We start from the raw sequence: 26,949 nt of genomic DNA, 5'->3' as shown, positions 1-26,949 counted from the left end.
CCAAAGGCAGACCAGCGGGCACCCTGGCGGCGCGGCTGATGGACCCGGCAAACGCCCGGCCGTCCGCGGAGCCGGCCAGCTGCGTCCGGGTGCTCGCGCCCGCCGCTGGTCTACATCGGCAGCCAGCTGACCTGGAGGTCGTGGCGGATCGGGTCTCGACCGATGCGGTGCAGATCAAGGTCGGAGCGCCCGTCCGGATCGACGGCTGGGGCGGTCAGCCATCAGGGACTGGTGCGAGTAGATCCCGCCGGATTCCTGAAGGTCTCGGCGCTGGGGATCGAGGAGCAGCGGGTGCGAGTGACCATCGACTTCGTGGACCCGTCCGAGACGCTGGACCTGCTTGGCCACGACTAGTGGGTGGTCGTCCACGTCACCATCTGGAGCGCCGCCGACGCGTTGTACGTCCGGATAAGCGCCTTATTCCGGGAAGGGCGACCAGTGGGCCGTTTATGCCCACGACAGCGGGCGCGCCAAAACCGTCCGGTTCAGATCGGCCACCGCAACAATCGGACGGCCGAGGTTCTCTCCGGGCTCGCTGCGGGCCGCAGGGCGGTACTGCACCGAACTGACGGGATCGGCGACGGGAGAACGATCCATCGTGGGCAACATCAAGCGCCTGCCGGCGGCTCCGCCTGCAATATACCGGCACGCAGTAGCATCATGAGAGCCCATGATGGCTTCGCTGGTACTTGGTCGTGACGATGAGCATTCGTGAAGATCTGCAAGCGCTGCGATTGCTGCGGGCGTTCTCGAAGATCCGAGATCCGCACGCGCGCCGGCGGATGGTGGACTGCGGAGGCGCAAGTCCCTCCGGAGAAGCCGTCCGAGACCGATCGAGATCCCGACACCCCTTGAGCTGGCGCAGATCGCGAGCACTCTGGATCCAGTGGACTTGTTCAAACCGCTCGGCTGTGCGTGGCAGTCGATCGCGCCAGGTGGGCATCGAACGCGGAATCGACGCTCCGTACCAGGAATTCGGCGCCGCCGCGGACCGTGATCCGGTCGGTCCTTCATCGTCACGGCGCCGTCCGCGATCAGGCTGAGCAGCCGAGCGCGGTCTATGACGGCCGTCTTGGGGTCCTGGTTGTGCGACCGCGCGATCCGTGAAAGGTCCACCGCCATGTCGCACATCACCCGCTCGATGAGATCCGCACGGAAGCGGTCGTCGCCGGTGAAAGCATAGCCCTTGACGCTGGCGAGTCGGTCTTCGGCGATGCGCGTGAGGTAATCGCGTGTCGGTACGGCATTCTGCACGAGTCCATCAGGCATCCGTCCGATGGCGCTCGCACCCAAGCCGATGAGCGTTTCGGCGGTGTCATCCGTGTAACCCTGGAAGTTCCGGCGCAGCCGACCGTCGCGCTTGGCCGCTGCGAGATTATCATGAGGCAAGGCGAAGTGGTCGAAGCCGATCCGGACGTAGCCCGCATCCATCAGCGCTTGTGCGATGGTCTCCGACTGCAGATGTCGCTCGACACTGTCCGGTAGGGCGTTCTCGTTGATCTTCCGTTGATGCTTCTTGAAGGAGGGGATGTGCGCATACCCGAACACGGAGAACCGGTCGGGGCGGAGTTCGATGCACTTGGCCACCGTATCGAGGCAGGAATCCACCGTCTGCAGCGGCAGACCGTAGAGAAGGTCGAAGTTGAGCTTGCTGACGCCGGCCCGCCGCAGAAGCTCGACGCACCTGGCCGTCTGCTCGAAGCTCTGCAGGCGGTTGATCGCGCGCTGGACCTCGGGATCGAAGCTCTGCACCCCAAGGCTTGCCCGGTTGACGCCGCTGAAGCCGAGCGCCTCCGCCATCGGCTCCGTCAGCGTGCGCGGGTCGATCTCCACGGCGACCTCGGCGTCGGGGAGTAACGCAGCGTCCCGACCAGGTCGGCGAACGTTTCCGGCGTCATGATGGTGGGGGTGCCACCGCCGAAGTGGATATGCGAGATCGGAAGGCGGTGCCCGATGGCCTCGGCGACGAGATGCGCTTCCGTACGTAGTCCGGAGGTGTAGACCGCGATAGGGTCATCCTTCTTCGTCACCGATGTATGGCAACCGCAGTACCAGCACATTGAGCGGCAGAACGGTACATGCAGGTAGATCGAGGCCGGTTGCCGTTGCGAAAGCGATCCGAGCCAGGTCCGGTAGTCGGCCTCGCCGATCGCCGGTGAGAAATGCGGCGCGGTGGGGTAGCTGGTGTAGCGGGGAAGCCTATCCTGTCCGTACGATTGCGCCAGATCCGATCGCATCTTCTGTCTCCTTCTGATCCCGATCGTCTACCGGAGCCGTGAGCGAAAGACGTTGCTCTGGCGCAAGCAGTCGATAGCGAGAGTTCAGCTCCTGCGGAGGAGCCTTGAGACGCTGGTGGCGGTGCCTGCGACGGCGGGCTGCGACGGCTCGATCACAAGTCGGAAGCCCAGATTGCTGGGCGGAACGCCTTGGGCGCAGCCGCCGGTCTTGGGATCGCGGATGAAGTCGGTCATGTAGGTCCGGTGGGCATCCTGACGCTGTCGAGCATCGATTTGATCTCTCCATTGAATGGAGTGAACCTAAGGTCCGCCCGCGCGTCCGCGCTTGATTTGCGTCAAGCAGGCAGCGTCGTCTCGGTCTTGAGGCAGGTCAAACCCGCCGCCACACGCTGGCCTAGAACTGACAGCTGAATGCGGACCCGGTTGTCCCGATGAGGTGGAAGCGTGAACTCCGAACCGCTGTTGCTGGCAACGCTCATCCGGCGATGTGCTGAAATTGCGCCCGGAAGGGCCCTGGACCGCAGCGAATGTGACTACGCTTGAAACGCTCTCGCGTTCGGTCGGCGCCGATGTCGATCGATCCAGGGCAGTGACGTTGGACATGTCGGGCGTCGGCGCGCTCGACACGCTCGGCGCCTGGGTCCTGGAGAAGCTATCGCGCAGGGCGGCATCGTCAGGCAGATCGGCCCGATTCGTCGGTGTCGCCGACAATTTCAGCGGCCTGATGGACGAGGTGCGTCAGGTCAACCGCCATAAGCCGCCGCCGACGCCTGCACCCAACCCGATTTTGCTCAGGCTGAGCGATCTCGGCAAGTCCACGGTCGGGGCGTGCGAAGACATCACGATCTTTCTTCAAATGCTGGGCGCGTTGTTCATCGCCGTGATCGGCGTGCTGCGCCGGCCGCGCTCGCTGCGACTGACATCGCTGATCTACCAGCTCTATCGCATCGGCTGGCAGGCCATCCCCATCGTCGTGCTGATCACCTTCCTGATCGGCGCCATCATCGCCCAGCAGGGATTGTTCCATTTCCGGAGGTTCGGCGCGGAGTCCTACACCGTCGACATGGTCGGCATCCTGGTGCTGCGCGAGTTCGGCGTGCTAATCGTCGCCATCATGGTCGCTGGCCGTTCGGGAAGCGCCTATACCGCCGAGCTTGGCTCCATGAAGATGCGGGAGGAGATTGATGCGCTCTCGACCATGGGGCTCGATCCGGTCGACGTCCTGATCCTGCCGCGCGTCGCGGCCCTGGTCATCGCACTGCCGATCCTTGCTTTCATCGGCTCGATTGCCGCGCTCTACGGTAGCGGCCTGGTCGCTCAGTTCTATGGTGACATGGGGCCGGCGATCTACATCGCGCGGCTGCACGAGGCCGTCTCCGTCACCCATTTCGAGGTGGGCATCCTGAAGGCGCCGTTTATGGCGCTGGTGATCGGGATCGTCGCCTGCAGCGAAGGATTGCGGGTCACGGGCAGCGCAGAGTCGCTGGGACGGCAGACCACGACGTCGGTGGTGAAATCGATCTTTCTGGTGATCGTGCTCGACGGCCTGTTCGCGATCTTCTTTGCCTCGATCGGAATGTGACAATGGGCGAATCGCAAGAAGAGTTGGCGATCCGCGTCCGCGACCTCGTGGTCGGTTTCGGCCGCCAGACCGTGCTCGACCATCTGTCGCTCGATGTTCGCAAGGGCGAGATCCTCGGGCTGGTGGGGGCCTCTGGTGGCGGCAAGTCGGTTCTGATGCGAACCATCATTGGCCTCATCCCGCGCCGAAGCGGCACCATCGAAGTCATGGGCCAGCCGATCGGCGGCCGCACGAAACGCGCGGCCACGACATGGGGCATCCTGTTCCAGCAGGGGGCATTGTTCTCGTCGCTCACGGTCCGACAGAACGTCCAGTTTCCGTTGCGCGAAAATCTCGTGCTGTCGAAAGAGCTGATGGACGAGATCGCGATCGCCAAGCTGGAGATGGTCGGACTGCGGGCGCAGGATGCGGACAAATATCCGGCCGAGCTGTCCGGCGGCATGACCAAGCGCGTGGCGCTGGCCCGCGCGCTCGCGCTCGATCCGCCGATCCTGTTCCTGGATGAGCCGACCTCCGGGCTCGATCCGATCGCCGCCGGCGATTTCGACGAGTTGATCGGGACGCTGCAAAAGACGCTGGGGTTGACCGTGTTCATGGTCACTCATGACCTTGCGAGTCTGACTACGGTCTGCGACCGCGTCGCCGCGCTCGCCGACGGCAAGATCGTGGCGATCGGCCCGATGCGCGAACTGCTGCAATCCGAGCATCCCTGGGTGCGTGCCTATTTCCACGGCAAGCGCTCGCAGATGCTTCAACACGAGATGAGATGAGACATGGAAACCCGCGCTCCCTACGTGCTGATCGGCAGTTTCGTGCTGGCCGCGATCCTCGCCGTGTTCGGCTTCGTCTATTGGCTGAACAACACTGGCGGCATCGGGCCCCGCGCGAGCTATCACGTGCAATTCCACGGTCCGGTGCCCGGGCTTCTGGTCGGCGCCGGGGTTCTGTTCAACGGCATCCGCGTTGGTGAGGTCACCCAGCTCGGGCTTGCATCGGACAATCCGCGCTTCGTTAATGCGACGATATCGGTCGCTTCGACCACACCAGTGCGCGCCGATACCGAGGTCGGCCTCGATTTCCAAGGGCTGACTGGTGTGCCTGTAGTGACGTTGGAGGGCGGCATGATCGTCGGCGAATCCAGTGAGACCTTGACCTTGACGGCCGAAGCCGGCGCAGGCCAGAGCATGACGCAGGCGGCGCGCGATGCGTTGCGGCGCGTCGATTCGGTGCTGCAGGACAATTCCGGTCCGCTGAAAGATACTATCGCCAATTTCAAGACCTTCTCCGACGGCCTCGCGCGCAATACCGGCAAGCTCGACGGTATTCTGGCGGGCCTCGAAAAGATGACCGGTGGCGGCGCGCCGGCACAAAAGATCACCTATGATTTGCATGCGCCACAAAACCTCGGACCGGCCGGCAAGACATTCTCGGCGTCACTGGCCATTCCTGAGCCGACCGCGGTCGCGATGCTCCAGACCCAGCGCATGCTGTTTGCATCAGGCGGCGATAATCCGGGCTTTGCGGACTTCCTGTGGGCCGACAGCATTCCCAAGCTGGTGCAGGCGCGGCTGATCGACAGTTTTGAAAACTACGACATGGCCCATGCCCCGCTGCGTACGGCTGATTTGGGGCAGGCGGATAACCAGCTACTCATTGATATCAGGCGCTTTCGCATTGCAACGGGAGGTGAACCGCGCGTAGAGATCGAATTCTCGGTGAGGATCGTCGATAAGGACAGCAAGGTAATCACTTCAAGGCTGCTGGAAACGAGCGAGAAACTCGACAGGATTGAACCGACAGCCGCGGTTGCGGCTTTCGATGCCGCGTTTGCCCGGATCGCAGAGGAAATGATCAATTGGACAGCCGAGGCGCCGATGCGAAGATAGCTCGGCTTCATTCATTTTGCGTCGATGTCCCGAAGGCAACGTCGTCCAGGCGTATGCATGTCATCAACCACCACAATAGCTGAAGAGCGCGGGGACGGCCGATGCCGCAACGGTCGTCCATGCTCTGCTGCGTACGACCTTGGGCCAAGCCATGCATCAACTGCTGATTGAGATGCAATCTTCTACGGAAGGTGATCCGCGCGTCGACCGTTGCTCCGTCAGGATACCGACGGGAATGCAACGCAATCGCCTTAAGGCCGAGGAGAAACGATCTAATCTTCGACAAAATTAGGTGCCGGCCCGCGTGGGATCTTCGACGCCTGCTTTCCGCGGCATACATCAGCGAGGGCCCGCCGCCCATGTAGATGGCCACGCCATGCGTCTCCTCGACTTCCTGACGCGTCGCGCCGGGCTTGACCAGCGCCTCGGATGCGACGGTCACGACCGCAAGCCGGTGACCGGGGGGTAAAGCCCGAGAGGCGTGCCGCTCTGTTTGCCCATCAGATCGGGTTCAGGACGGAAAGTCGGCCGACTTCACCTCAACGCGGTCCGCATGCAGCGTCCAGTCGCCCACCGCCCGCAACGCGCAGAACTGCTGCTTGGCCAATCGCAAAGCCTCGGCTTCGTCATGTGCGTCGACGTCTGTCGTGTGTTGGCATGCCTCAAAAAGTTGACCTCTGTCGCCAACGATGTTCTTGAGGAAACGAACGATAAATCGGGACATGTCTCCGTCTCGCTTACTTGCCCAGGCCGCTCAATATCCTGTCGCACTGTGGGTGCTCGGACCTTGATTGGGATCAAGCATCTTCCGGGGTGAACGCCAAAGCCGCAAACTATCAGCAACGAGGGCGTGCAATGATCAAAAGCCGCATCTTGTAGTTGTGTTCGGCGACCGCAGGAAAGGTCGCTGTTCCTTTGAAGAGCGGCCTTTCGTGAGCGACGTGGCGGCGGCCGCGGAGCGCGTAGTCCGCAGCGAACGATCGATCGCGCTGATCGTCGTCGCGCCGCCGCGGACGCTGGCTGCACTTTGCTCGGAGCTTCATCCCGGCGTCAAGCGGCGGATCGTGGCGGAGCTGACCGGGGATCTCACGAGGCATCCGGTCGGCGATATCGCAAAGCACCGCATGGAAGCGTAGAGCCGAGCGCGAGGGAAATCCGCTCTCGATCTCGCGCGATGTCTCGGCAGGGAAGAACTGGCTCGCTTGATATGTGTCAAGCCCGGCGCTGGCTGATGCAGGGGTACAGTGCCCTCCTGCCTCAATGCACGGAGGAAGGACATGCATGTTTTCGTCAGCGTCATGGTCTAGCTTGAACCGAAACAGCAGGAAGAAGGGCAGATTGCGATCGCGGAAGGCCTCACGAGCAGCTTTGGGACGTTCATCCTCGCCGCCTCGGCGATCGCCGTAGAGCCCACATTCGCGGTCGAGGGCGTTATCATCGAGCAGATGGCGTCGGAGGACCTCGAACGCTTTCGGGCAGCGCTGCAGCCAAAGAGGCGTGGTTCAGGCAGATTGTCCGTTCGCCGGCCGAGATGGTGGAGTGGCGCTCGGCAATCGAGTTTCCGACGGAGTCTGGTCGAGCAGGCCAGGGCTGCCGATCTCGTCGTCCTCAAGCGCCAGCAGCTCGACGACGCTCATCCCCACAACGTCGATCCTGTCGGCGCGATTCGAATGGAGCGTCCCGCGCTTCTGGTGCCGGACGGCGTGACACGCCGGACAGTCGATCGCATCCTCGTGGGCTGGAAGGACACAAGGGAAGCGCACCTGGCGGCTCGGGAGGCGCTGCCTTTCCTGACCCGAGCATCGCAGGTCCCGATCGTCGAGGTCTGCACGGCGAACGAACAGGATGGGGCGCGTGGCAGGGTCGGGGATGTCGCCGATTTTCTCAGGAAACGCGGTGCGCGCTGCGAGCACGAAGTTCGCGTGCATACGGCGGAAGCCGATGCCGGCTAGGCGTCGCGACAAAAGAAACGGCCGGCTGAACGAATTCAGCCGGCCAAACAGGTGGCGAGAAACAAGAAATCAGGCGTCGAGATTGTGCAGGCGCGCCCGGTTGCGCAGGACGATCTGGCGGGCGCCGGAGAAGCCCAAGATGCCCTGGGCGTGAAGCTGCGACAACGCGCGCGACACGGTCTCCAACGTGAGGCCGAGATAGTCGCCGATGTCGCGGCGGCACATCGGCAGTGCCATCATGCCGGCAACCGCGAGGCGGCGGTCCATTTCAAGCAGGAAGGTCGCAACACGCTCGATCGCGGTCTTGCGGCCCAGCAGCAGCATGTGGTCTTCGGCGTGGCGAAGTTCGCCTGCGGTGATCGCCCAAAGCTTGCGGGCGACCTGCACGTCGGTGCCGGCGGCCTTTTCGAGGCTCGCACGCTTCACGAGGCGGAGGGTGGTGTTGATGATGGCTTCGGCGGCGAGGCGGTGGGTGGGCACCGATTCGAGGCCGAACGCGTCGCCGGGAAGATGAAAGGCGCCGATCTGGCGGCGACCGTCCGAGAGGAGCTTATAGCTGCGGACAGCGCCAGTGACGACCTGATAGACGTATTCGGCCGGCTCGTCCTCCCCGTAGATCTCTTCGTCCTTGCAGTAGGAAAACTCGGTGGCGAGAAGGCCGACGTGGCCGGTGATCGCGCCAAACTGGTCGGTGAGGGAATGGGCAGGAGCAATCTGGCCGCCGATCCGGGTGTTCATCGTCTTGGTGTTGAGTATCTGGGTCAGCATCTGCGTCATCTCCGTTGTGATGACGCATTGCTACGCGGGGTTGCGCAGCCTGAAAATTTCGAGCGATATCTTAGGGAGGTGCCCTTACGTAGAATCCCGTAAGTCAGTTTTCGTGCCGTTCCTGGATAGCGCGGCGGATGCGCTTGACCAGGTTTTCATCTAGAAGCGGCTTCAAAATCACGTCTTTCACGCCCGCCGCTGCCGCCCGGGCCGAGATATTGCGGTCGGGATCGCCGGTCATCAGGATCATCGGGGCGGCGCCGTCGGTTTGGCGCAAGCGGTCGGCGAGCTCGATGCCGTTGATATCGGGCATCTTATAATCGATCACGTAGCAATCCGCGCCGGGCAGGCTCGTCGCGTTAAGCAGCGCGGTGGCGTTCCGGAAGGTCCGCACGGCAAAGCCATCGGCTTCCAGCAGGAAGCGCAGCGATCCCAGCACGGCCTCATCGTCGTCGACTACGTAGACGATAGGCTGTGCGGATGATGCCATTGGCCGCCGTTGGTGCGAGACGATCTCGATCATTCCGATCGCGTAGCACGGACGGGGGGGGAGCCGTTTTGACCTGCCTCAATCCTTTAGCATGCCGGCACGCATCGCCAGCCGGACCAGTTCCGACAGGCTGCCCGCCTGCATCTTGGTCATGACATTGGCGCGGTACACCTCGATGGTGCGCGGGCTGATGTCGTAGTCGCGGGCGATCAGCTTGTTGGAGAGGCCCGCGACCAGGCCTTCCATGACCTGCCGCTCCCTGGGGCTCAGGGAAGCGACGCGAGCAGCGATGTCCTGGGCGATGGCGTCGCTCTTGGCCGCCGGCACGGCCTGACGGATCGCGGTCTCGATCATGGCGGTGAGACGGTCGTCTTCGAACGGCTTTTCGAGGAAGTCGACGGCGCCGAGCTTCATTGCCTCGACCGCGAGCGGCACGTCCCCATGGCCGGTCATGATCAGGATCGGGAAGGGCGAGTACTGTGCCTTCATCCGTTTCAACAGCTCGATGCCGTCGAGGCCCGGCATCCTGATGTCGGAGACGACGCAGCCGAAGGCGAGGCGGGGCAGGGCGTCGACGAAGCTTTGCGCGTTGTCGAACAGCGTGACGCCAAAACCTGCGGAATCCAGCAGGAAGTTGAGCGAGTCCCGCATCGCCTCGTCGTCATCGATAACGTAGACATGTCCCTTGGTCGTCATTGCTCAGGTCTCATCGGCTGCCGGTAAAGTGAAGCGGAATGTCGCGCCGCCCGATGCGTTGCTCTCGGCCACCATGCGGCCGCCGTGAGCTTCGATGATCGAGCGGCTGATCGACAGTCCCACGCCCATGCCGCTCTCCTTGGTGGTGAAGAAGGTCTGAAACAGGTTTGGAATGACGTCTTCCCGGAAGCCGGAGCCGGTGTCCGACACCTCGACCTCGATCATGTCGTCGGTGACGCGCCTGTTGGTGACGATCAGCTCGCGCCGCGGCGACTGCGCCATCGCTTCCAGCGCGTTGCGGTACAGATTGACCAGAACCTGCTGGATCTGCACCCGGTCGGCGAGGACGAGGTCGGCGCCGGGATCGAGATTGAAGCGGAGCTGCACGTTCTGCTCGCGCGCGCCGGCAAGGCCGAGCGCGCCTGCCTCCTCGATCAGCTTCCACAGGCTCTCGACCCGCTTCTCGGATTCGCCGCGGGAGACGAAGTCGCGCAGGCGCCGGATGATCTGGCCGGCGCGCAGCGCCTGTTCCGAGGCGCGGTCCAACGCGGTTTCGATCTTCGCAGTGTTGGGATCGGTGCTGCCGGCGAGCAGCCGCCGCGATCCCTTCATGTAGTTGCTGATCGCCGCCAGCGGCTGGTTGATCTCGTGGGCGAGCGCGGAGGCCATCTCGCCCATCGCGGTCAGTCGCGAGACATGGACGAGCTCCGACTGCAACTCCTGCAGCCTCGCCTGCGTCTTCTGGTGCTCGGTGAGGTCGCGAACGAAGCCGGTGAAATAGGGCTCGCCGCCGGACTGCATCTCGCCGATCGACAGATGCATCGGGAACGTGGTGCCGTCACGGCGCTTGCCGGTCACGATGCGGCCGATGCCGATGATGTGCGGATCCTTCGTCGAGCGATAGCGCGCAATGTAGCCGTCGTGGCGGGTGCGATCCGGCTCCGGCATCAGCATGCTGACGTTCTGGCCGATCGCCTCCTGCTCGGACCAGCCGAACAGGCGTTCGGCCGCCGTGCTGAACAGCTGCATGATGCCGCCTCTGTCGATGACGATCATGGCGTCGGGGATGGTATGAAGGATGGAACGGAGGTGGGTCTCGCGCGTACGCAGGGTTTCCTCGACCTGCTTCTCCGCGTCGACGTCGAGAAAGATGCCGCTGAGATGGCGCGCGACACCGGCATCGTCCCTGATCAGGCCGGCACGGGCCCTGATCCATTTGCCCCGGTCGGACGTCCCGGCAATTCTGAAGGAGACGTCGAAACCGCCGCCGCGTTCGGAGACCTGTTTGATCGCGGTCTCGACGCGCGCGCGGTCGTCGGGTTCGAGACGCGACAGGAATAGATCGTAGGTCGCAGGTCTGCCGCGCTCGATACCGAGCAGCATCCGCGCGGTTTCCGACCATTCCAGCTCGCGCGTCGTGAGGTCGAGATCCCAGGTGCCGACGCCGAATCCTTCGATCCGGACCCGGAAATGCTCGCCGCGATGATCGTGTGGCGGATGCGTTACGCGGGTCGGCGACACGTGGTTGCTCCCTATTCTGCTGTCCGGGGGCGAACCGCCGCGACCTGCCGGCAATTTCGCCCAAGGAAGCCCCGGTGGCAAGTTCCGATGTCTGATTCCGTTGGCGGATTTCCCGCGGCACGGCGAGGGCGATTTGATCTAGCTCATCCTGCCGGATCGCCGCGGGGCTACAATTTTCGTCAAAGCACAGTCCAGCGGAGACGCCCGATGACATACGCGACCGTGATGGTGAGCCTCGCGCTGAATCAGCCCAACAATGCGCGCCTTCAGGTTGCGGGCGAGCTCGCCGAACGATACGAGGCCGCACTCGTCGGGGTCGCCGCAGTGAAGTTCGCGCCGCCGATTTATTTCACCGATGGCGCTGCGGCCCAACGCCTGATCGATCAGGAGGAGGTCTCGGTCAAGAGGTGTCTTGCCGATCTGGAGGCCGAATTCCACGCTGCCACCAGGACCCGCGCCGGGCGCGCGGAATGGCGCAGCTCCGCAGATTTTCCCGCGCGATTCGTCCTGGCGCAGGCGCGCTGCGCCGACATCGTGGTCAGTGGCGGACAGAGCCCGGCCTTCTCCGATGCGTTTTCGCTGGTAAGCCCGAAGGATCTGGTGATGCAGGCCGGCCGACCCCTTCTGGCCGTGGCTGACCGGATCACCTGGCTCGATCTGCGCAATGTTCTCGTAGCCTGGAAGGACACGCCCGAGGCGCGCCGCGCCGTGGCCGATGCGCTGCCGATGCTCCGAAAGGCGAGGGACGTCACCATCGTAGAAATTCCGGAGGACGATGACGACCGTTCGGCCGTGGTGGGGCGGGTCAGCGACGTTGCCGCCTGGCTCGCCCGCCACGGCGTCACCGCGACAGCGCGGGTCTCGGGAGCGGGTGGAGCAGAAACTGCCGCCCAACGATTGGAGAAGGTTGCCGACGACATCGCGGCCGGGCTGATCGTCGCCGGCGCCTACGGCCATTCGCGTTTCCGCGAGCTGATCCTCGGCGGCGTCACGCAATATCTAGTCACGCAAACCGCCCGATGTGTGCTGCTGTCGCACTGACGCTTCGAACTCAAGACGAATCGATGAGGACGCGCCGTGTACAAATTCCTTGAGCAGACCGTCGGCGGCTACATGACGCGTAACGTCAAAACGGTGAAGCGCGACCATGACCTGCTCGCGCTCAGCGAGATGTTCGAGCAGGACGATTTCAACTCCTATCCTGTCGAGGATGACGGTCAGGTGGTCGGCATCGTCACCAAGTTCGACATCCTGAAGTGCTTTGCCTTCACGCCGAGCCAGATGCTGCCGCGCTATCACGACCTGATGAGCCGCAAGGTCGGCGACGTCATGACACCCGAGTTCATTTATGTCAGTCCCGACACGCGCTTGACTCGCGTGCTCCAGATCATGGTCGAGCACCGCATCCGGAGCATCATCGTGCTCGACAGCACTCAAAAGCTGGTCGGAATCGTCGCGCGCGAGGACGTCATCACGGCGCTGAAGGCGACCGCGAGCGCGTGAGTGTCTCAAGCTAAGCGGTAGGGTTGCAGCCTCCGTCATTGCGAGCGAAGCGAAGCAATCCAGACTGCCGCCACGGCGAAATCCTGGTTTGCCTCGTCGCAAGAGCTCCTCGCAATGACGGCGCGGGGGCAGCAGGAGTACTTCATCTGGCTGCGCCCTAAATGGACGGGGCCGTTACCAAAATACCGCTCATACGAAGAACCAAAGACCAATCTTGATCTCAATCAATTCTCGGCGAGGGTGAATGTGGTTTCTGGCGGCGTGTTCTTTCAGAGAGAATCCGCGATGCCCCAGCCCTCCATCTCCAAGTCCATGACGTCAGGTGAAAGCGGCCTGGCGGCGTTGTTCGCGGTCACTGCCTTCCTGTGCCTGATCGCCTCGGCCAAGGCGCTCGACGCGCCGTTCGCCTTTCACGCCGGACTGAGTGCGGCGGCGAGTCTGGCCGCGGTGTTCTTCATCATCAACCGCTATTACGATCGTCCGGCGGCGCTGCCGCCTGCGGAGATCAATGGTCGTCCCAACTGCAACATGGGCCCGATCAAGTTCTCCGCCGTCATGGCGATGGTCTGGGGCATCGCGGGCTTCCTGGTCGGGCTCATCATCGCCTCGCAGCTGGCCTGGCCCGCGCTGAACTTCGACCTGCCGTGGATTCAATTCGGCCGATTGCGGCCGCTGCACACCTCCGCCGTGATCTTCGCCTTCGGCGGCAACGTCCTGATCGCGACATCGTTCTACGTCGTGCAGAAGTCCTGCCGCGCGCGGCTCGTCGGCGATCTCGCGCCCTGGTTCGTCGTGCTCGGCTACAATTATTTCATCCTCATCGCCGGCACGGGCTATCTGCTCGGCGTCACGCAGTCCAAGGAATATGCCGAGCCGGAATGGTATGCCGACCTCTGGCTCACCATCGTCTGGGTCACCTATCTGCTGGTCTTCCTCGGCACCATCCTGAAGCGCAAGGAACCGCACATCTTCGTGGCGAACTGGTTCTATCTTGCCTTCATCGTGACGATCGCGGTTCTGCATCTCGGCAACAACCCCGCGCTGCCGGTGTCGTTCTTCGGCTCCAAATCCTATATCGCCTGGGGCGGCATCCAGGATGCGATGTTCCAGTGGTGGTATGGCCACAACGCGGTCGGCTTCTTCCTGACCGCGGGCTTCCTCGCCATCATGTACTACTTCATTCCGAAGCGCGCGGAGCGGCCGATCTATTCCTATCGGCTCTCGATCATCCACTTTTGGGCGCTGATCTTCCTCTACATCTGGGCAGGTCCGCACCATCTGCACTACACGGCATTGCCGGATTGGACGCAGACGCTCGGCATGACCTTCTCGATCATGCTGTGGATGCCTTCGTGGGGCGGCATGATCAACGGCCTGATGACGCTGTCGGGCGCCTGGGACAAGCTGCGCACCGATCCCGTGCTGCGCATGCTCGTCGTCTCCGTCGCCTTCTACGGCATGTCGACCTTCGAGGGACCGATGATGTCGATCAAGGTGGTCAATTCACTCAGCCACTACACCGACTGGACCATCGGCCACGTGCATTCCGGTGCGCTCGGCTGGGTCGGTTTCGTCTCCTTCGGCGCGCTGTACTGCCTGGTGCCGTGGGTCTGGAATCGCAAGGGCCTCTACAGCCTGAAGCTCGTCAACTGGCATTTCTGGATCGCCACTCTCGGCATCGTTCTCTACATCTCGGCGATGTGGGTGTCCGGCATCCTCCAGGGCCTGATGTGGCGCGCCTACACCTCGCTCGGCTTTCTTGAATATTCCTTCATCGAGACCGTCGAGGCGATGCATCCCTTCTACGTCATCCGTGCCGCCGGCGGCGCGCTGTTCCTGATCGGCGCGCTGATCATGGCCTACAATCTCTGGATGACGGTTCGCACAGGCGAACAGGAAGTCCAGATGCCCGTCGCTCTTCAGGCGGCGGAATGAGGAGCTTCCCATGTCGTTCTGGACACGTCACCAAGTCTTCGAAAAGAACTCGATCATCCTGGTCGTCGGCATTTTGCTGGTGATCGCGATCGGCGGTCTCGTCGAGATCACGCCGCTGTTCTACCTCAAAAGCACGATCGAGGTGGTCGATGGCATCAGGCCGTATACGCCGCTGGAGCTCGCGGGCCGCAACGTCTACGTCCGCGAAGGCTGCTATCTCTGCCATTCCCAGATGATCCGTCCCTTGCGCGACGAGGTCGAACGCTACGGTCATTTCTCGCTCGCGGCCGAGAGCATGTTCGACCATCCGTTCCAATGGGGCTCGAAGCGCACCGGTCCTGACCTTGCTCGTGTCGGAGCAAAGTATTCCGACGACTGGCACGTCACTCATCTGAGCAATCCGCGCGCGATCGTTCCGCAATCGGTCATGCCGGGCTATCCTTTCCTCAGCTCGACAGAAGTCGATCCTGGGACGATAGGCGACCATATGCGCACCCTGCGGACGGTCGGCGTTCCCTATACAGACGACCAGATCGCCAGCGCGGCCGCCGATATGAAGGCCCAGGCCGATCCGGATAATGCCGGCACCGACGCCTTCACCAAACGCTACGCCAAGGCGGTCGTGCGCAATTTTGACGGCAAGGCCGGCACGCCGACCGAGATGGATGCCCTGATCGCATATCTCCAGATGCTCGGCACGCTGGTCGACTTCAAGATCTACAACGAGAAAGCCAATCTTCGCTGAGAAGGCACCACCGATGAAAGCCATTCTGACACTCGACAATCTCGCCTCGGGTCTCGTGACCACGATCTGGACGCCGGTCTTCGTCGCGATCTTTCTCGCGATCATCGCCTACGCACTTTGGCCCCGCAACAAGGCTGAGTTCGACAAAGCGGCACAGCTGCCGCTGCGGGAGGAGTAAGACATCATGACCGAACATCATGGCGAATTCGATTCCGTTTCCGGCAGATCCACGACAGGGCATGAATGGGACGGCATCAAGGAGCTCAACACGCCGCTGCCGCGCTGGTGGGTGATCACCTTCTATCTCACCATCGTCTGGGCGATCGGCTACTGGATCGTCTATCCGGCCTGGCCGCTGATCTCCAGCAATACCACAGGGCTGTTCGGCTACTCGACGCGCGCCGACGTCGCGGTCGAGCTCGCCAATCTCGAGAAGATCAGGGGCGACAAGATGGCGGCGTTGGGCGCGGCCTCGCTCGCCGACATCGAGAAGGATCCGGCCTTGCTGGCGCTCGCGCGCGCCAAGGGCAAGACCGTGTTCGGCGACAATTGCGCGCCGTGCCACGGCTCCGGCGGCGCCGGCGCCACGGGTTATCCGAACCTGAACGACGACGACTGGCTGTGGGGCGGCACGCTCGACCAGATCATGCAGACCATCCAGTTTGGTGCCCGCTCCGGTCATGCCAAGACCCATGAAGGCCAGATGCTCGCCTTCGGCAAGGACGGCGTGCTGAAGAGCGACGAGATCGTTTCGGTCGCCAATTACGTCAGGTCGCTGTCGGGCCTCTCAACCGGAAAGGGCTATGACGCCGCCAGGGGCGAGAAGATCTTTGCGGACAATTGCGTCGCCTGCCATGGCGATGGCGGCAAGGGCAACCCGGAGCTCGGTGCTCCCAATTTGACCGACAAGATCTGGCTCTACGGCTCTGACGAGGCGACCCTGATCGAGACCATTAGCCAGGGCCGCGCCAGCGTCATGCCGGCCTGGGAAGGACGGCTTGATCCTTCCACCATCAAGGCGATGGCGGTCTACGTCCACTCCCTGGGCGGCGGAAAATAGTTGAGGGGCGGGGGCGAACAGAAACGCCTCCGCTTGAGCTGGATCAACTGACGCGGCGTGGTCGGGGCTAGGTTGAATCGCACCTTGAGAAGTCCCAGGCGATGAACAAGACCGTGAACCCGAACGAGCTCACATCGGACGACGATAACGGACCGCTCTATGTGGCCCAGAAGAAGGTGTATCCCCAGAGCATCTCCGGGACCTTCCGCCGGATCAAATGGGGCCTCATGGCATTCTGCCTTGGGGTCTATTACTTCCTGCCCTTCGTGCGCTGGAACCGCGGCGTCGGCGCGCCCAGCCAGGCGGTGCTGGTCGATCTTCCCAACAGCCGCTTCTACTTCTTCTTCATCGAGCTGTGGCCGCAGGAGGTCTATTACTTCACGGGCCTGCTGATCGTCGCCGCGGTGGCGCTGTTTCTGATGAACTCGGTCGGTGGGCGCATCTGGTGCGGCTATCTTTGCCCGCAGACGGTCTGGACCGACCTATTCTACGCCGTCGAGCGCTTCGTCGAAGGCGACCGCCGCGAGCGGATGCGCAAGGACAAGGCGGGCGGTGCGCTGACGCTCAAGCGCGTCTCCGAGATCGCCCTCAAGCATGCGATCTGGCTGATGATCGCCTGGTGGACGGGCGGCGCCTGGGTGCTCTATTTCAACGATGCGCCGACGCTGGTGAAGCAGCTTCTCACGTTGCAGGCGCCAATGATCGCTTATATCTGGATCGGCATCCTGACGGCGACGACGTATGTGCTCGCCGGCTTCATGCGCGAGCAGGTCTGCACGTATATGTGCCCGTGGCCCCGCATCCAGGCCGCGCTCACCGATGAGTGGGCGCTCAACGTCACCTACCGCTACGATCGCGGCGAGAAGCGCACCTCGGTGAAGAAGGCCGCGGAGCTGCGCGCACTCGGCGCGCATGTCGGCGACTGCGTCGACTGCTATCAATGCGTCGCGGTCTGCCCGACCGGCATTGACATCCGCAACGGGCCGCAGCTCGAATGCATCCAGTGCGGGCTCTGCATCGACGCCTGCGACAACGTCATGACCAAGATCGGCCGGCCGAAGCGGCTGATCGGCTATGACAACGACATCAACATCCAGCGCCGCCTGGACGGAAAGGCGCCGATCTATCGCATCGTCCGCGCTCGCACCATCGCCTACAGTGCGATCATCGCGGCCGTCGGCGGCATCATGCTCTACGTGCTGGCGACCCGCACTCTGCTCGACCTCAACGTGCTGCACGACCGCAACCCGGTCGCGGTCAAGCTCAGCGACGGTTCGATTCGAAACGCCTATACGGTACGTCTTCTGAACAAGAGCGGATATGATCGCGTCGTCGCGATCGATGCGGACGGCCCGGCTAATCTGACCATACATGTCGTCGGTGCCGATTCCGTGACGCCGGACCGCCCGATGATCGTGATCCCGCGCGACTCCACCAGCGAGCTGCGGCTGCTCGTCACTGCGCCAGCTGACAGCAATCCGGAGAAATCGATCCCCGTGCGCTTCCACGTCACCGATATCGGGCTCGGCGAGGTTGCCACCACCACCGACAATTTCGTCTCGCCGTAACACCAGGAGACTGCCATGGCCACCAAGCCGCTGACCGGATCCAACGTGTTCCTGATGCTGGTCGCCTTTTTCGGCGTCGTAATCGGCGTCAACGTCACCATGATGAAGCTCGCGATCGCGACGCTGCCCGGCACCGACGTCGACAGCCCCTATGCCGCGGGCCTCACTTACGATCGCGAGATCTCGGCGGCACGGGACCAGGTCGCGCGCAACTGGAAAGTCAGTGCGCATATCGAGCGGCGCGCCGACGGCCACGCCGTGCTCCAGCTCGACGCGCGCGATGCGGCGGGCCAGCCGGTGACCGGATTGAAATTCGAGGGCCGCCTGGAGCGGCCGACCGATAAGCGCGCAGACCTCGCGGTCGAGCTATCCGAGGCGGGCAGCGGCATCTATCGCGGCGATGCCGCATCGGTCGCGCCGGGTCAGTGGGATCTCGTCATCGAGGGCGATGCCAAGGGCGACCGCGTGTTCCTGTCGCGTAACCGCGTGATCCTGAACTGAGATCCCACCATGCAGGTGACACGCGATTTCTCTCACTATGTCCGCGCCGTGGGCGCTGGCCTTCAGCACATCGACCTCGCGGTCGAGGGCGTTCACTGCGCGGGTTGCATGGCCAAGATCGAGCGCGGTCTGTCGGCCATTCCTGATGTCACGCTGGCGCGGGTCAACTTCACCGACCGGCGCGTCGCGCTGGAATGGAAAGAGGGCACGCTCGATCCTGTCCGCTTCATCGATCGGCTCGAGGAACTCGGCTACAAGGCCTATCCCTACGAGACCGAGATCGCGGAAGCGACCGAGATCGCGGAATCGCGCTTCCTGCTGCGCTGCCTCGGCGTTGCGGCGTTCGCCACCATGAACGTGATGATGCTGTCGATCCCGGTATGGTCGGGCAACGTCTCGGACATGCTGCCCGAGCAGCGCGACTTCTTCCACTGGCTCTCGGCGCTGATCGCACTGCCGGCGGTGGCCTATGCCGGCCAGCCGTTCTTCCGCTCGGCCTGGCGCGCGCTGTCCAACAAGACCACCAACATGGACGTGCCGATCTCGATCGGCGTGTGCCTCGCGCTCGGCATGTCCGTGGTCGAGACCGTCCGCCACGCCGAGCACGCCTATTTCGATGCGGCGATCATGCTGCTGACTTTCCTGCTGGTCGGCCGCTTCCTCGACCAGAACATGCGGCGGCGGACTCGCGCGGTCGCGGGCAATCTCGCGGCGCTGAAGGCGGAGACTGCGGCCAAGTTCGTCGGGTCTGATGAGATTTTACAGGTGCCTGTCGCTGCAATCCATCCCGGCGACATCGTGTTGCTGCGGCCAGGCGAGCGCTGCGCCATCGACGGCACCGTAATCGAGGGGCGTTCCGAGATCGATCAAAGCCTGATCACCGGCGAGACGCTCTATGTCACTGCGGAGCAGGGCACGCCGATCTATGCGGGCTCGATGAACATCTCCGGCACGCTGCGGGTGCGGGTCTCGGCGGCGTCGGAAGCGACGCTGCTCGCCGAGATCACGCGGCTGCTCGACAACGCGCTGCAGGCCCGTTCGCGCTACATGCGGCTCGCCGATCGTGCCTCGCGGCTCTACGCACCGGTGGTGCATGCGACCGCGCTCATCACTATTCTCGGCTGGGTCATCGCCGGCGCGAGCTGGCATGATGCGATCATCACCGGCGTTGCGGTCCTCATCATCACCTGTCCTTGTGCACTCGGGCTTGCGATTCCGACGGTGCAGGCGATCGCCTCGGGCGCGATGTTCAAGTCCGGCGTGCTGCTCAATTCCGGCGATGCCATCGAGCGCCTGGCCGAAGTCAACCATGTCATCTTCGACAAGACCGGCACGCTGACGCTGCCGGCTCTCGAAGTCACGAACGCGGCCGACATTCCCGCTGATATCTTCCAACTCGCCGGCCGGCTCGCGTTGTCGAGCCATCATCCTGTCGCGGCTGCCGTCGCGCAGGCCGCGGGTGCCAAATCGCCGATCCTCAATGCGGTCGAAGAGGCCGGGCAGGGCGTGCGTTCCACAGTTGACGACGTTGAGATCCGCCTCGGCCGTCCAACCTTCTGCAGCGCAGAAGCGTTGGTCAGCGGGAACAACCTCGATCCCGAGGCCTCCATCGTGGCCTTCAGCAGGGGAAGCGAAAAATTCATCTTCTCCGTGCGGCAGGGCCTTCGCCCGGACGCCCCAGCCGTGATCGCGGCATTGAAGGCGCACAATATCGGCATCGAGATCCTCTCCGGCGATCGCGAGCCCGCGGTGATTGCGGCAGCCCATGCGCTCGGCATCGCCGAGTGGCGGGCCGGCGTCACGCCGGCCGACAAGATCGCGCGGATCGAGGAATTGAAGCAGCGCGGCGCAAAGGTGCTGATGGTCGGTGACGGCATGAACGACGCGCCGTCGCTCGCGGCGGCCCATGTCTCGATGTCGCCGATCTCGGCCGCGCATCTCAGCCAGGCCACCGCCGATCTCGTCTTCCTCGGCCGGCCGCTGGCGCCGGTCGTCGCCGCCATCGATTCGGCACGCAAGGCGTTGCATCTGATGCGGCAAAATCTCTGGCTTGCGATCGGTTACAATGTGCTGGCGGTGCCGGTTGCGATCAGCGGCGTGGTAACGCCGCTGATCGCGGCTGCGGCGATGAGCGGATCCTCAATTCTGGTGATGCTGAACTCGCTGCGGGCGCGCAGCGGCTCGCGGGAGATCGTGTGATGGAAATCCTGGTCATCCTGGTCCCGCTGGCGCTGGCCCTCGGCGGAGCCGGCCTCGTCGCCTTCCTCTGGTCGCTCCGCAGCGGTCAGTACGACGATCTCGACGGCGCCGCCTGGCGCGCAATTGCTGATGATGATCCGCCGCAGGACCGCTCGGTCTGAAGCCGTCGTCGGCGGAGAGGTAACGGTGTCTCGCCTTCATCAGGGAACGCAATTTCGTCAACGTCTATACGGCATCCTCGATCAGGGCTCCGGCGTCGATAGATTCGGTGCGGTCGTGAACTGGACACTGATCGGGCTCATAGTTGTCACGCTCGCCGCGACCGTGCTGGAATCCGTGCCGAGGCTGGCAGGCCAGTATGCCAAGGCGTTTCAGGCGATCGAGTATGCTGCCCTGCTCACCTTCACGATCGAGTATGCAGCGCGGCTGTGGACGGCGATCGAACATCCGAGGTGGCGACGGTTCGGCGCAATCCGTTCACGCGTGCGTCTGGCGGCAAGTCCAGCCGGGCTGATCGATCTCGCTGCGGTGCTGCCATTCTGGCTGCCCCTGTTCATAGCGGCCGATTTTAAAGCACTTCTGGTCCTGCGCCTGATACGCTTCTTCAAGCTCACCCGCTGTTCTCCCGCGATGCGCTCGTTACTGGAGGCGCTCTATGCCGAGCGTCGGGCGCTGGTCGGCTGCTTTGTGATTCTATGTGGCGCGACGCTGATGGCGGCTGCACTGATGCATCTCGCCGAAGGTGCCGCCCAGCCGGACAGGTTCGGCACCATCCCCGACGCGATGTGGTGGGCGATCGTGACGCTCGGAACGGTAGGGTATGGCGACGCCGTACCGATAACCACGGGTGGCCGGCTGATAGCCGGATTGACGATCTTCGTCGGGCTGCTGATGGTGGCGCTGCCAGTAGGTATCGTGGCGACGGCATTTGCCAACGAAGTGCATCGCAGGGATTTTGTCGTCACCTGGGGGTTGGTGGCGAGGGTTCCCTTGTTCAGCGAATTAACTGCTGCACAGATCGCAGATGTGATGAAGATTCTCCGCGCGCAGAAGGTGGACAAGGGAACGACTATTGCCCGTCGCGGCGAGCCTGCGCATTCGATGTATTTGATATTGGATGGAGAGGTGGAGATCAGGCTGCGCCACAAGCATGTCCATCTCGGCGCTGGTGACTTCTTTGGCGAAATCGCCGCCTTGCGGCAATCGCGCCGTTCGGCAACCGTGATTGCGCTGCAAACGACCCGCCTGCTTGCGCTCGACGCTTCCGACCTGCACAGCCTGATGGACCGGGAGCCGCAGATTGCGGCCCGCATCCGAGACGCGGCGCAGGCGCGACTGGGCGAAGAATTGGAAACAACAGGCGGTGATCTGATACCGGCTGAACTGCCAAATACCAAGATTATCTAGAGCGGACGCCGCTGCATCTGATGCGGCGGTATTTGTGCCTCGCGGTGGCCTGCAAGCGCCGTGGGCCGCGGTCAGCGCGCCAGCAGCAGCAACGCGAACATGATCGCGGTGAATAATATCAGCAGCGTCCAGTTCGGGCGCTTACGCCGAGAACCGAATCGGGATCCCGCAAACCAGACTATGGCTATTCGTTTGATAAACAGCGGTTCTTTCATCAGCAGCAGCTCATCGGCAGCGTGGTTGGCATCCGGTAGCGCCAATGCGTCGCGGTCACGGTTACGGGTCTCAGTGTTTCGGCATCAAGCCAGCCGTTACCGTGGCGCAGGCACGCTCGCTTCAGCGGGGCGACGTGATCGCTGATGACGGCCAGCTCGATCTCGCGATCAAACGGCGCCGTCGCAATTTCCCGCCACCCTAGCGGACTTGGAAGTCGCGACCAAAAGTCTGCAATCCAGTTCATGGCCCGATTTTGCGACGAGGGGGGCATGGCGACGTTGAGCTGCGTCGAAAACGAAAGGTGGGACAACCGATGTTTTCTTGAGACCTGGGCGAATTTCGAACAGTCGGAACTGGTGCCGTCGACACGTCTCTCTTAAGCTCCATTCCGCCGCGCCTTCGGTTGGGTGTGGTGAATCGCCGAGGCAAGTCGGAGTAACAGGACGATGGAGACATTGCCTTTGCCGCCCTCGATCTGTGCAATATACCGCTCGGAGATGCCGGACTTGCGAGCAAGTTCCCGGCGCGACATTTCGCAATGCATACGCGCGCTGCGCACACGGTTTCCGAGTTCGGCCAGAAATTGGGCCTCGGAGTATGGCGGCATTACCTTTGTGCCGGGCAATGCCTCATCTGCAAAAGCGAAGACGTCTTCCAACATTGATCCAATCCCAATTTGTTTTCTAAACCGCAGAATATGGCGAAGTCTGCGCCGCTTCCTTGCGATGGATCAACCCGGAGACGTGACGCACGCCATCGAGCGTTTCGCGGCGGTCCTCTTCGTCATCGCCGGGTGCGCCCCGTCCGGCCGCGACATTGAGCTTGCCAATGAAAATCACGGCGCATCCATCGAAGCCCCTCAGCTTGAGGCGCGCGCGCTTCAGGCTCAAGTGTCAGGCGCGGTTCAGCATCCGCTCAGCATGCTCGTGCCGGTGCTCGTGCCGCTGGTCGCGATCGTCGCCAAGAACTTGCGAATGACGGCGGAGAAGTCCGCCGCAACGTCCGCCGAAGCGGGCTCCTAAAGCGCGCGAGCGCGCTCATAGCTTGAGCCGGACGTCGCAGATGTCAGGCTCGGTCGGATCCGGCCTGACCTCGAAGCCGAGTTGCCGGCACATCTCGACCATCACGGTGGTCTCCTTCAGCACGTCGCCCGATATGGCCTTCAGCCCTTCCGCTCTGGCGTAGTCGATGATCAATTCCATCAGAGCCCATCCAAGCCCTCTGCCCTTGAGGTCGGACCGCAGCAGGATCGCGTATTCGCCGCTCTCGTAGATCGAGTCCGAATGGAGGCGGACCACGCCCACCATCTCGCCGGTCGCCTCGTCGAACGCGATAAAGGCCATCGCACGCGCATAGTCGAGCTGGCTCAGGCGCGCGATAAATTCGTGAGTGAATTCCTTCATCGGTGCAAAGAAGCGCAGGCGGAGGTCGTGCGGTGTCACATGGGGGGCGGTCCATGTGGGCCGCCCTTTGTCGTATGCGATAGCGGCCCGCTTGGTCGGTTGGTCTGATTTCGGGACAAACCGACCTCGGAGGCGGCAGCGTCATAATTAATCGCAAGAACAATAAATTAGCTGGTCGGTTGGTCCGATTTTGCAGTCCGTCGCTTTACGTGTGGTCGGTCGGTCTGAAGAGCGACCGACCGGACTAACCGACTTCACAATTACTTAGCTGATCTCAGACCGACCGCCCTAACTAACCGACCCTCGCAGGTCGGTTGGTCGGTTAGTGCGTATATAGAGATACGCACTGACCGACCGACTGCTTGGCTATCAGCCGTTCAGGCCGTCAGGCGGAAGCGACAGAGGACGGGGAAAACAGGCCGCGCAACAAATCGCAATCTTACGGGGACGATTTCACCCATAGGTGAGGGCCGCGTGTGCGGGCGCGCGGCCCTTGTCCTTCCAGATGGGGCATGCGCCGCGCGGGTCTACCCGGTCCCGGGTCTGCGCGGCGTTCGCGCGACGCTCCACTAGGCCGCGCGGTCGCAACAAGGGCTCAGTTACAGCAGGCGCCTTTCCCGTTCTTCTGAACTGGCGGACAAGGAACTGAACCGAAAGAGCAGAACACGCAGCAATCGCCCTGCTTAGGCTTCAATCGGATGCCGCAGCCCTGGCAGTCATAGAAGAATTGGCAGGCGTCAGTTGGCATTGTCTCAGCCGAGCGGTGATCACACTGCGGACAGGTCAATATAGACTGCAACTGCATTTACCGATGCGTCCTCATGAATTTCAACAGGTGTACCAACAAACAAGGTTGCGATTGCGAGGGCGGCAGCGGTGAGCGCTGCGCTGCGAGCGTAGATGGCCCATGCCACGGCTAGGAGCGCTGCGCTGAACACCTGTCCTAATCAACTTCGCTGTCTTCAAATCCGATTGACCTCGCAAGCTCGTCATACTCGTCCGTCAAAATTTCGAGTCTATGCGGGAATCCGAGTCTCCGGCACCTTCTGCGAGTTGACGCAACCAAATGGCTCTCGAACGCGACCTTTCGGTGTCAGGGCAAGCGGGCGCTTTCGGATGCATTTGATTTTCCTCCTGTGCTGACAGAAAGGCCGCCCCGAGGAGCGGCCTTTCCATCCTTGGGAACTGATTGTGCGCGGCACTTGAAGCCGTCTCTTTGGCAGACGCTGAAGATTACTCACACCTGCGGGCAATTACTATCGTGCAGCGCACAAAACCCGCACTCGCGCGGGCCTATCCGGGCAGCGCCGCGTTCACACTCGCAAACCCGCCCCACTTAGAGAGAACCGCTGATGACCAAACAATCCGACCAAACAATGAGTTTGACCGACCTGCTGGCGCTTTCTGAAGACGCCCGCCTGGGGCGTGCCGCCGAAGCACTTGAAAAGATCGCTGCTGCCGCGCCCCGTATCGGGGATGCTGTGGAAGTGTTGGCGGGCTTACTCGCGAGCTGCGTCGGAGTAGGCTCCGCGCGGTGCTATGGCGAGAACGAGCGCGCCGGGCACGAAGTCCCCCTGAACTACTTGCGAAGCGGAGACGGGTCGAAGCCCTTTGCGTGCGACGCCGACAAATCGGGCGACGACGATGGACAATGAAGCGCTTACGGGCGAGCTAAACGCACTCGCCCATCTCATCAACCAAGCTTCCGAAAAGCTCGATGCCATCAGCCGCATTCCGGGCATCGCGGATACGCTGCGCCATGCCGTGCCGCAAGTCGTGCCGGGCTCTCCGTTCGCGATTCTTATCGAGCAAGCTGAACGGTGGCGCGAGATTATGCCGGAGCCGAGCGAGCCCACCAAGTGGAGCCCACCGAACTGATCGCGTGGGAAGAGTAGCCGCGCCGCATAGCTGCGCAGCTCTCGCCTGATCAGCGCTGGTGACCCAAGCCGATGCCCAATACAAGGGCCTTCTGACGTAGGGAACCGATGGTGCGCTTCATCTCCTTCGAGATTTTCAGAACTGGCGTTCGATCCTTCGAATGCTTCTTGAGACTCCGCAAATCAGCAGGTGTCCACTCGCGTCGCGTTGGCTTCTTCTTGGCAGGACGTTTCAACTGGTGCGTCTCCTTAGTCTTCGATGAGCGGCGCTGTTAGCACAGCGGGCAGAACTTTCAACTAACAAGCAGGTAATAACTGAACCATGTCTACAATCAACGTGAGCGTGGACACGAGCAAGCTTGAGAAGTGGGCGCTTGCGCTCTCTACGCGCGGTCTAGTGAACGCGATCCACCGCGCGGTGGATAGATCAGCAACAGCGGCACGTAAGGTCGCGTTGAAGAAAATCGCCGCTGACATCGGGGTCAGCGAAGTCTACATCAAAGACAGTGTCGGTAAGGTCAACCTGCTTCTCCGCGCGGCAGGACATTATTGCGTAGCGCGAGACCACTGGAGCGCTTTCCGTACCTTTTGCGTATCGCGTCGCTGCGGCATCGGCACAGGCCCGCCATTTTTTTAGCGCGGATTTCGAGTGTTCCTGTGCGATCGCGGCAGAGCAGCAGGAGACGCATACGACGGCAGCCAGGATTAGTCGGTACATTTCGCTGCTCCCGTTGAAGTCAAGGAATGCTGATAGGCGCTTTGTCGGAAAACGGGCGTCGTGATCCCATGCGGAAGATTCCGCCGGGAGCCGGGCCGTAGTGACCATTCGGGATCCGTCGGTTCGGTGTGCTCGTCATTGCGAGATCGGCCCGCGACTAGCGGCAGTAGTCCCAGAAACCCTGGGTGCGCGATGGATCAGTGTAGTACCAGCACATGCCCGGCGCGGGAGCGGCGCCCGCCCAGGCCGCAGCCGTCGCTGCGGTCACCATGGCGATCGCAGCACCGGCCGCGATGGCGCCGCCTCGAGGCCAGCGGTAGTGCGCGGGACGCGCCCAGCGGACTCCGCCGCCATGATACCCAGGTCGGGCCACCGGTCCGCGCACGACGGTGCGGCTGCGATAGTCGACTGCTCCCCCTCGCGGCCCTACCGCAACTCCGCCGCGACGTGCGACCGCTCAGGCTTCGATGATATCGGATTTCGGGATTTTTGCCTGATTTCCATAGCCCGAAGCGGCCCCCAAGTTCAGCGCGGAAGCCGGTGGCGCAGCGGCCAGTAAAAGTGCAATTCCTGCCGCGCAGGTGGCCAACCGGCTCTGCCTCCGTATCCAGATCCGAGATCGAGCATATCAAGCTCCCACATATGGCACCGAAGGGACGATGCCGCTCCTTTCCGGGCTAGATTC

General features: G+C 62.7%; 30 protein-coding genes and 5 pseudogenes. 21 read left to right on the top strand and 14 right to left on the bottom strand.

Features of this window, described 5'->3' with window-relative positions; genetic code table 11:
- Window positions 1-231: 231 nt before the first annotated feature.
- Entirely contained in the window at window positions 232-354 is a 123-nt protein-coding gene (locus ABIB06_RS22065) for a hypothetical protein (protein WP_354052062.1), read from the top strand.
- A gap of 542 nt (window positions 355-896) precedes the next feature.
- On the opposite strand, the pseudogene hemN reads toward ABIB06_RS22065, so the two are convergent.
- Both hemN and ABIB06_RS22055 read right to left on the bottom strand, forming a co-directional pair.
- Window positions 897-2,237 (bottom strand): annotated as a pseudogene (gene hemN / locus ABIB06_RS22060) (oxygen-independent coproporphyrinogen III oxidase).
- A gap of 84 nt (window positions 2,238-2,321) precedes the next feature.
- Window positions 2,322-2,501: pseudogene (locus ABIB06_RS22055) on the bottom strand (formylglycine-generating enzyme family protein); the annotation flags it as partial.
- Window positions 2,502-2,681: 180 nt separating this feature from the next.
- Here ABIB06_RS22055 and ABIB06_RS22050 point away from each other — a divergent pair.
- The 3 genes and pseudogenes from ABIB06_RS22050 (at window position 2,682) to ABIB06_RS22040 (ending at window position 5,705) form a co-directional block, all read left to right on the top strand.
- Window positions 2,682-3,819, top strand: a pseudogene (locus ABIB06_RS22050) (ABC transporter permease).
- A gap of 2 nt (window positions 3,820-3,821) precedes the next feature.
- Entirely contained in the window at window positions 3,822-4,589 is a 768-nt protein-coding gene (locus tag ABIB06_RS22045; RefSeq protein ID WP_354052059.1) for an ABC transporter ATP-binding protein, read from the top strand.
- 3 nt (window positions 4,590-4,592) lie between these two features.
- Complete coding sequence (locus ABIB06_RS22040) at window positions 4,593-5,705, top strand: ABC-type transport auxiliary lipoprotein family protein (protein ID WP_354052058.1); 1,113 nt, start codon at window positions 4,593-4,595, stop codon at window positions 5,703-5,705.
- Window positions 5,706-6,027: 322 nt separating this feature from the next.
- Here the strand turns inward: ABIB06_RS22040 and ABIB06_RS22035 are convergent.
- Window positions 6,028-6,135 (bottom strand): annotated as a pseudogene (locus tag ABIB06_RS22035) (carboxymuconolactone decarboxylase family protein); the annotation flags it as partial.
- Between the two features lie 81 nt (window positions 6,136-6,216).
- Window positions 6,217-6,429, bottom strand: coding sequence for a hypothetical protein (locus ABIB06_RS22030; RefSeq protein WP_354052056.1), 213 nt, complete (start codon window positions 6,427-6,429; stop codon window positions 6,217-6,219).
- Between the two features lie 157 nt (window positions 6,430-6,586).
- Between ABIB06_RS22030 and ABIB06_RS22025 the strand changes: the two genes are divergently transcribed.
- Both ABIB06_RS22025 and ABIB06_RS22020 read left to right on the top strand, forming a co-directional pair.
- Entirely contained in the window at window positions 6,587-6,841 is a 255-nt protein-coding gene (locus ABIB06_RS22025; RefSeq protein ID WP_354052055.1) for a host attachment protein, read from the top strand.
- A 309-nt stretch (window positions 6,842-7,150) separates the two neighbouring features.
- On the top strand, window positions 7,151-7,657 hold the full coding sequence (locus ABIB06_RS22020) for a hypothetical protein (protein WP_354069882.1): 507 nt from the start codon (window positions 7,151-7,153) through the stop codon (window positions 7,655-7,657).
- 69 nt (window positions 7,658-7,726) lie between these two features.
- Here ABIB06_RS22020 and ABIB06_RS22015 read toward each other — a convergent pair whose 3' ends face one another.
- The 4 genes from ABIB06_RS22015 to fixL form a co-directional block, all read right to left on the bottom strand.
- Window positions 7,727-8,425 carry a helix-turn-helix domain-containing protein gene (locus ABIB06_RS22015; RefSeq protein WP_354052051.1) on the bottom strand — a complete coding sequence of 233 codons (699 nt, stop codon included), beginning with the start codon at window positions 8,423-8,425 and terminating at the stop codon, window positions 7,727-7,729.
- Window positions 8,426-8,528: 103 nt separating this feature from the next.
- A complete protein-coding gene (locus ABIB06_RS22010; RefSeq protein ID WP_354052049.1) occupies window positions 8,529-8,948 on the bottom strand; it encodes a response regulator in 420 nt (139 codons plus the stop codon).
- A 45-nt stretch (window positions 8,949-8,993) separates the two neighbouring features.
- On the bottom strand, window positions 8,994-9,611 hold the full coding sequence (gene fixJ / locus ABIB06_RS22005) for a response regulator FixJ (protein WP_354052047.1): 618 nt from the start codon (window positions 9,609-9,611) through the stop codon (window positions 8,994-8,996).
- 3 nt (window positions 9,612-9,614) lie between these two features.
- Window positions 9,615-11,132: a sensor protein FixL gene (fixL, locus tag ABIB06_RS22000; protein WP_354052045.1), complete on the bottom strand. Its 1,518-nt coding sequence runs from the start codon at window positions 11,130-11,132 to the stop codon at window positions 9,615-9,617.
- Between the two features lie 207 nt (window positions 11,133-11,339).
- Between fixL and ABIB06_RS21995 the strand changes: the two genes are divergently transcribed.
- From ABIB06_RS21995 to ABIB06_RS21945, 11 genes are all read left to right on the top strand, one after another.
- Window positions 11,340-12,173 (top strand): universal stress protein, encoded by an 834-nt coding sequence (locus ABIB06_RS21995; RefSeq protein WP_354052043.1) that lies wholly within the window; start codon window positions 11,340-11,342, stop codon window positions 12,171-12,173.
- Between the two features lie 36 nt (window positions 12,174-12,209).
- Window positions 12,210-12,635, top strand: coding sequence for a CBS domain-containing protein (locus tag ABIB06_RS21990; RefSeq protein ID WP_354052041.1), 426 nt, complete (start codon window positions 12,210-12,212; stop codon window positions 12,633-12,635).
- 285 nt (window positions 12,636-12,920) lie between these two features.
- Window positions 12,921-14,570 carry a cytochrome-c oxidase, cbb3-type subunit I gene (gene ccoN, locus ABIB06_RS21985; protein ID WP_354052039.1) on the top strand — a complete coding sequence of 550 codons (1,650 nt, stop codon included), beginning with the start codon at window positions 12,921-12,923 and terminating at the stop codon, window positions 14,568-14,570.
- A gap of 10 nt (window positions 14,571-14,580) precedes the next feature.
- Window positions 14,581-15,315: a cytochrome-c oxidase, cbb3-type subunit II gene (gene ccoO, locus ABIB06_RS21980; protein ID WP_354052038.1), complete on the top strand. Its 735-nt coding sequence runs from the start codon at window positions 14,581-14,583 to the stop codon at window positions 15,313-15,315.
- A 13-nt stretch (window positions 15,316-15,328) separates the two neighbouring features.
- Window positions 15,329-15,493: a cbb3-type cytochrome oxidase subunit 3 gene (locus tag ABIB06_RS21975; protein ID WP_354052036.1), complete on the top strand. Its 165-nt coding sequence runs from the start codon at window positions 15,329-15,331 to the stop codon at window positions 15,491-15,493.
- Window positions 15,494-15,499: 6 nt separating this feature from the next.
- Entirely contained in the window at window positions 15,500-16,375 is an 876-nt protein-coding gene (gene ccoP / locus ABIB06_RS21970; protein WP_354052034.1) for a cytochrome-c oxidase, cbb3-type subunit III, read from the top strand.
- A gap of 101 nt (window positions 16,376-16,476) precedes the next feature.
- Window positions 16,477-17,943, top strand: a complete 1,467-nt coding sequence (gene ccoG / locus ABIB06_RS21965; RefSeq protein WP_354052032.1) for a cytochrome c oxidase accessory protein CcoG — start codon at window positions 16,477-16,479, stop codon at window positions 17,941-17,943.
- A gap of 15 nt (window positions 17,944-17,958) precedes the next feature.
- Window positions 17,959-18,444: a FixH family protein gene (locus tag ABIB06_RS21960; RefSeq protein ID WP_354052030.1), complete on the top strand. Its 486-nt coding sequence runs from the start codon at window positions 17,959-17,961 to the stop codon at window positions 18,442-18,444.
- A gap of 9 nt (window positions 18,445-18,453) precedes the next feature.
- Complete coding sequence (locus ABIB06_RS21955; RefSeq protein ID WP_354069884.1) at window positions 18,454-20,643, top strand: cation-translocating P-type ATPase; 2,190 nt, start codon at window positions 18,454-18,456, stop codon at window positions 20,641-20,643.
- The gene (ccoS, locus tag ABIB06_RS21950) at window positions 20,643-20,804 is read left to right on the top strand and encodes a cbb3-type cytochrome oxidase assembly protein CcoS (protein WP_148752182.1); all 162 of its coding nucleotides are present in this window, start codon (window positions 20,643-20,645) and stop codon (window positions 20,802-20,804) included. The genes ABIB06_RS21955 and ccoS overlap by 1 nt, the downstream gene beginning before the upstream one ends.
- On the top strand, window positions 20,773-22,050 hold the full coding sequence (locus tag ABIB06_RS21945) for a cyclic nucleotide-gated ion channel (RefSeq protein ID WP_354125634.1): 1,278 nt from the start codon (window positions 20,773-20,775) through the stop codon (window positions 22,048-22,050). The genes ccoS and ABIB06_RS21945 overlap by 32 nt, the downstream gene beginning before the upstream one ends.
- Window positions 22,051-22,121: 71 nt before the next feature.
- Here the strand turns inward: ABIB06_RS21945 and ABIB06_RS21940 are convergent, their stop codons facing one another.
- Together ABIB06_RS21940 and ABIB06_RS21935 are read right to left on the bottom strand one after the other, a co-directional pair.
- Window positions 22,122-22,310 carry a hypothetical protein gene (locus ABIB06_RS21940; protein ID WP_354052025.1) on the bottom strand — a complete coding sequence of 63 codons (189 nt, stop codon included), beginning with the start codon at window positions 22,308-22,310 and terminating at the stop codon, window positions 22,122-22,124.
- Between the two features lie 332 nt (window positions 22,311-22,642).
- Window positions 22,643-22,927: a helix-turn-helix domain-containing protein gene (locus ABIB06_RS21935; protein WP_354052024.1), complete on the bottom strand. Its 285-nt coding sequence runs from the start codon at window positions 22,925-22,927 to the stop codon at window positions 22,643-22,645.
- A gap of 82 nt (window positions 22,928-23,009) precedes the next feature.
- Between ABIB06_RS21935 and ABIB06_RS21930 the strand changes: the two genes are divergently transcribed.
- Complete coding sequence (locus tag ABIB06_RS21930) at window positions 23,010-23,288, top strand: hypothetical protein (RefSeq protein ID WP_354052023.1); 279 nt, start codon at window positions 23,010-23,012, stop codon at window positions 23,286-23,288.
- Window positions 23,289-23,303: 15 nt separating this feature from the next.
- Here the strand turns inward: ABIB06_RS21930 and ABIB06_RS21925 are convergent.
- Window positions 23,304-23,711, bottom strand: a pseudogene (locus ABIB06_RS21925) (GNAT family N-acetyltransferase); the annotation flags it as partial.
- Window positions 23,712-24,264: 553 nt separating this feature from the next.
- On the bottom strand, window positions 24,265-24,474 hold the full coding sequence (locus tag ABIB06_RS21920) for a GDCCVxC domain-containing (seleno)protein (RefSeq protein ID WP_354052021.1): 210 nt from the start codon (window positions 24,472-24,474) through the stop codon (window positions 24,265-24,267).
- Window positions 24,475-25,021: 547 nt separating this feature from the next.
- Between ABIB06_RS21920 and ABIB06_RS21915 the strand changes: the two genes are divergently transcribed.
- A complete protein-coding gene (locus ABIB06_RS21915) occupies window positions 25,022-25,324 on the top strand; it encodes a hypothetical protein (RefSeq protein WP_354052019.1) in 303 nt (100 codons plus the stop codon).
- Window positions 25,314-25,547: a hypothetical protein gene (locus tag ABIB06_RS21910; RefSeq protein ID WP_354052017.1), complete on the top strand. Its 234-nt coding sequence runs from the start codon at window positions 25,314-25,316 to the stop codon at window positions 25,545-25,547. The genes ABIB06_RS21915 and ABIB06_RS21910 overlap by 11 nt, the downstream gene beginning before the upstream one ends.
- Window positions 25,548-25,596: 49 nt before the next feature.
- On the opposite strand, the gene ABIB06_RS21905 is transcribed toward ABIB06_RS21910, so the two are convergent.
- Window positions 25,597-25,782, bottom strand: a complete 186-nt coding sequence (locus ABIB06_RS21905) for a hypothetical protein (protein WP_354052015.1) — start codon at window positions 25,780-25,782, stop codon at window positions 25,597-25,599.
- A gap of 86 nt (window positions 25,783-25,868) precedes the next feature.
- On the opposite strand from ABIB06_RS21905, the gene ABIB06_RS21900 reads away from it, so the two are divergent.
- Window positions 25,869-26,183 (top strand): hypothetical protein, encoded by a 315-nt coding sequence (locus ABIB06_RS21900; RefSeq protein ID WP_354052013.1) that lies wholly within the window; start codon window positions 25,869-25,871, stop codon window positions 26,181-26,183.
- A 238-nt stretch (window positions 26,184-26,421) separates the two neighbouring features.
- Here the strand turns inward: ABIB06_RS21900 and ABIB06_RS21895 are convergent, their stop codons facing one another.
- Complete coding sequence (locus ABIB06_RS21895) at window positions 26,422-26,637, bottom strand: hypothetical protein (protein ID WP_354052011.1); 216 nt, start codon at window positions 26,635-26,637, stop codon at window positions 26,422-26,424.
- Window positions 26,638-26,949 lie beyond the last annotated feature (312 nt).

This window comes from Bradyrhizobium sp. LB8.2, from assembly GCF_040548035.1.
In the GTDB taxonomy this organism is placed as follows: Bacteria; Pseudomonadota; Alphaproteobacteria; order Rhizobiales; family Xanthobacteraceae; genus Bradyrhizobium.
The sequence above is the reverse complement of the archived record's forward strand: the minus strand, read 5'-3'. Positions and strand labels throughout refer to the sequence as shown.

Coding starts and splice junctions, on each gene's coding strand:
- ABIB06_RS21935 (WP_354052024.1), bottom strand. CDS start 22,927: ATGTTGGAAGACGTCTTCGCTTTTGCAGATGAGGCATTGCCCGGCACA.
- ABIB06_RS21975 (WP_354052036.1), top strand. CDS start 15,329: ATGAAAGCCATTCTGACACTCGACAATCTCGCCTCGGGTCTCGTGACC.
- ABIB06_RS22015 (WP_354052051.1), bottom strand. CDS start 8,425: ATGCTGACCCAGATACTCAACACCAAGACGATGAACACCCGGATCGGC.
- ABIB06_RS22020 (WP_354069882.1), top strand. CDS start 7,151: ATGGCGTCGGAGGACCTCGAACGCTTTCGGGCAGCGCTGCAGCCAAAG.
- ABIB06_RS21915 (WP_354052019.1), top strand. CDS start 25,022: ATGACCAAACAATCCGACCAAACAATGAGTTTGACCGACCTGCTGGCG.
- ABIB06_RS21955 (WP_354069884.1), top strand. CDS start 18,454: ATGCAGGTGACACGCGATTTCTCTCACTATGTCCGCGCCGTGGGCGCT.
- fixJ (WP_354052047.1), bottom strand. CDS start 9,611: ATGACGACCAAGGGACATGTCTACGTTATCGATGACGACGAGGCGATG.
- ABIB06_RS21910 (WP_354052017.1), top strand. CDS start 25,314: ATGGACAATGAAGCGCTTACGGGCGAGCTAAACGCACTCGCCCATCTC.
- ABIB06_RS22040 (WP_354052058.1), top strand. CDS start 4,593: ATGGAAACCCGCGCTCCCTACGTGCTGATCGGCAGTTTCGTGCTGGCC.
- ABIB06_RS21960 (WP_354052030.1), top strand. CDS start 17,959: ATGGCCACCAAGCCGCTGACCGGATCCAACGTGTTCCTGATGCTGGTC.
- ABIB06_RS22010 (WP_354052049.1), bottom strand. CDS start 8,948: ATGATCGAGATCGTCTCGCACCAACGGCGGCCAATGGCATCATCCGCA.
- ccoG (WP_354052032.1), top strand. CDS start 16,477: ATGAACAAGACCGTGAACCCGAACGAGCTCACATCGGACGACGATAAC.
- ABIB06_RS21995 (WP_354052043.1), top strand. CDS start 11,340: ATGACATACGCGACCGTGATGGTGAGCCTCGCGCTGAATCAGCCCAAC.
- ABIB06_RS21900 (WP_354052013.1), top strand. CDS start 25,869: ATGTCTACAATCAACGTGAGCGTGGACACGAGCAAGCTTGAGAAGTGG.
- ccoS (WP_148752182.1), top strand. CDS start 20,643: ATGGAAATCCTGGTCATCCTGGTCCCGCTGGCGCTGGCCCTCGGCGGA.
- ccoP (WP_354052034.1), top strand. CDS start 15,500: ATGACCGAACATCATGGCGAATTCGATTCCGTTTCCGGCAGATCCACG.
- ABIB06_RS21920 (WP_354052021.1), bottom strand. CDS start 24,474: ATGCAGTTGCAGTCTATATTGACCTGTCCGCAGTGTGATCACCGCTCG.
- ABIB06_RS22045 (WP_354052059.1), top strand. CDS start 3,822: ATGGGCGAATCGCAAGAAGAGTTGGCGATCCGCGTCCGCGACCTCGTG.
- ccoN (WP_354052039.1), top strand. CDS start 12,921: ATGCCCCAGCCCTCCATCTCCAAGTCCATGACGTCAGGTGAAAGCGGC.
- ABIB06_RS21945 (WP_354125634.1), top strand. CDS start 20,773: ATGATGATCCGCCGCAGGACCGCTCGGTCTGAAGCCGTCGTCGGCGGA.
- ccoO (WP_354052038.1), top strand. CDS start 14,581: ATGTCGTTCTGGACACGTCACCAAGTCTTCGAAAAGAACTCGATCATC.
- ABIB06_RS22030 (WP_354052056.1), bottom strand. CDS start 6,429: ATGTCCCGATTTATCGTTCGTTTCCTCAAGAACATCGTTGGCGACAGA.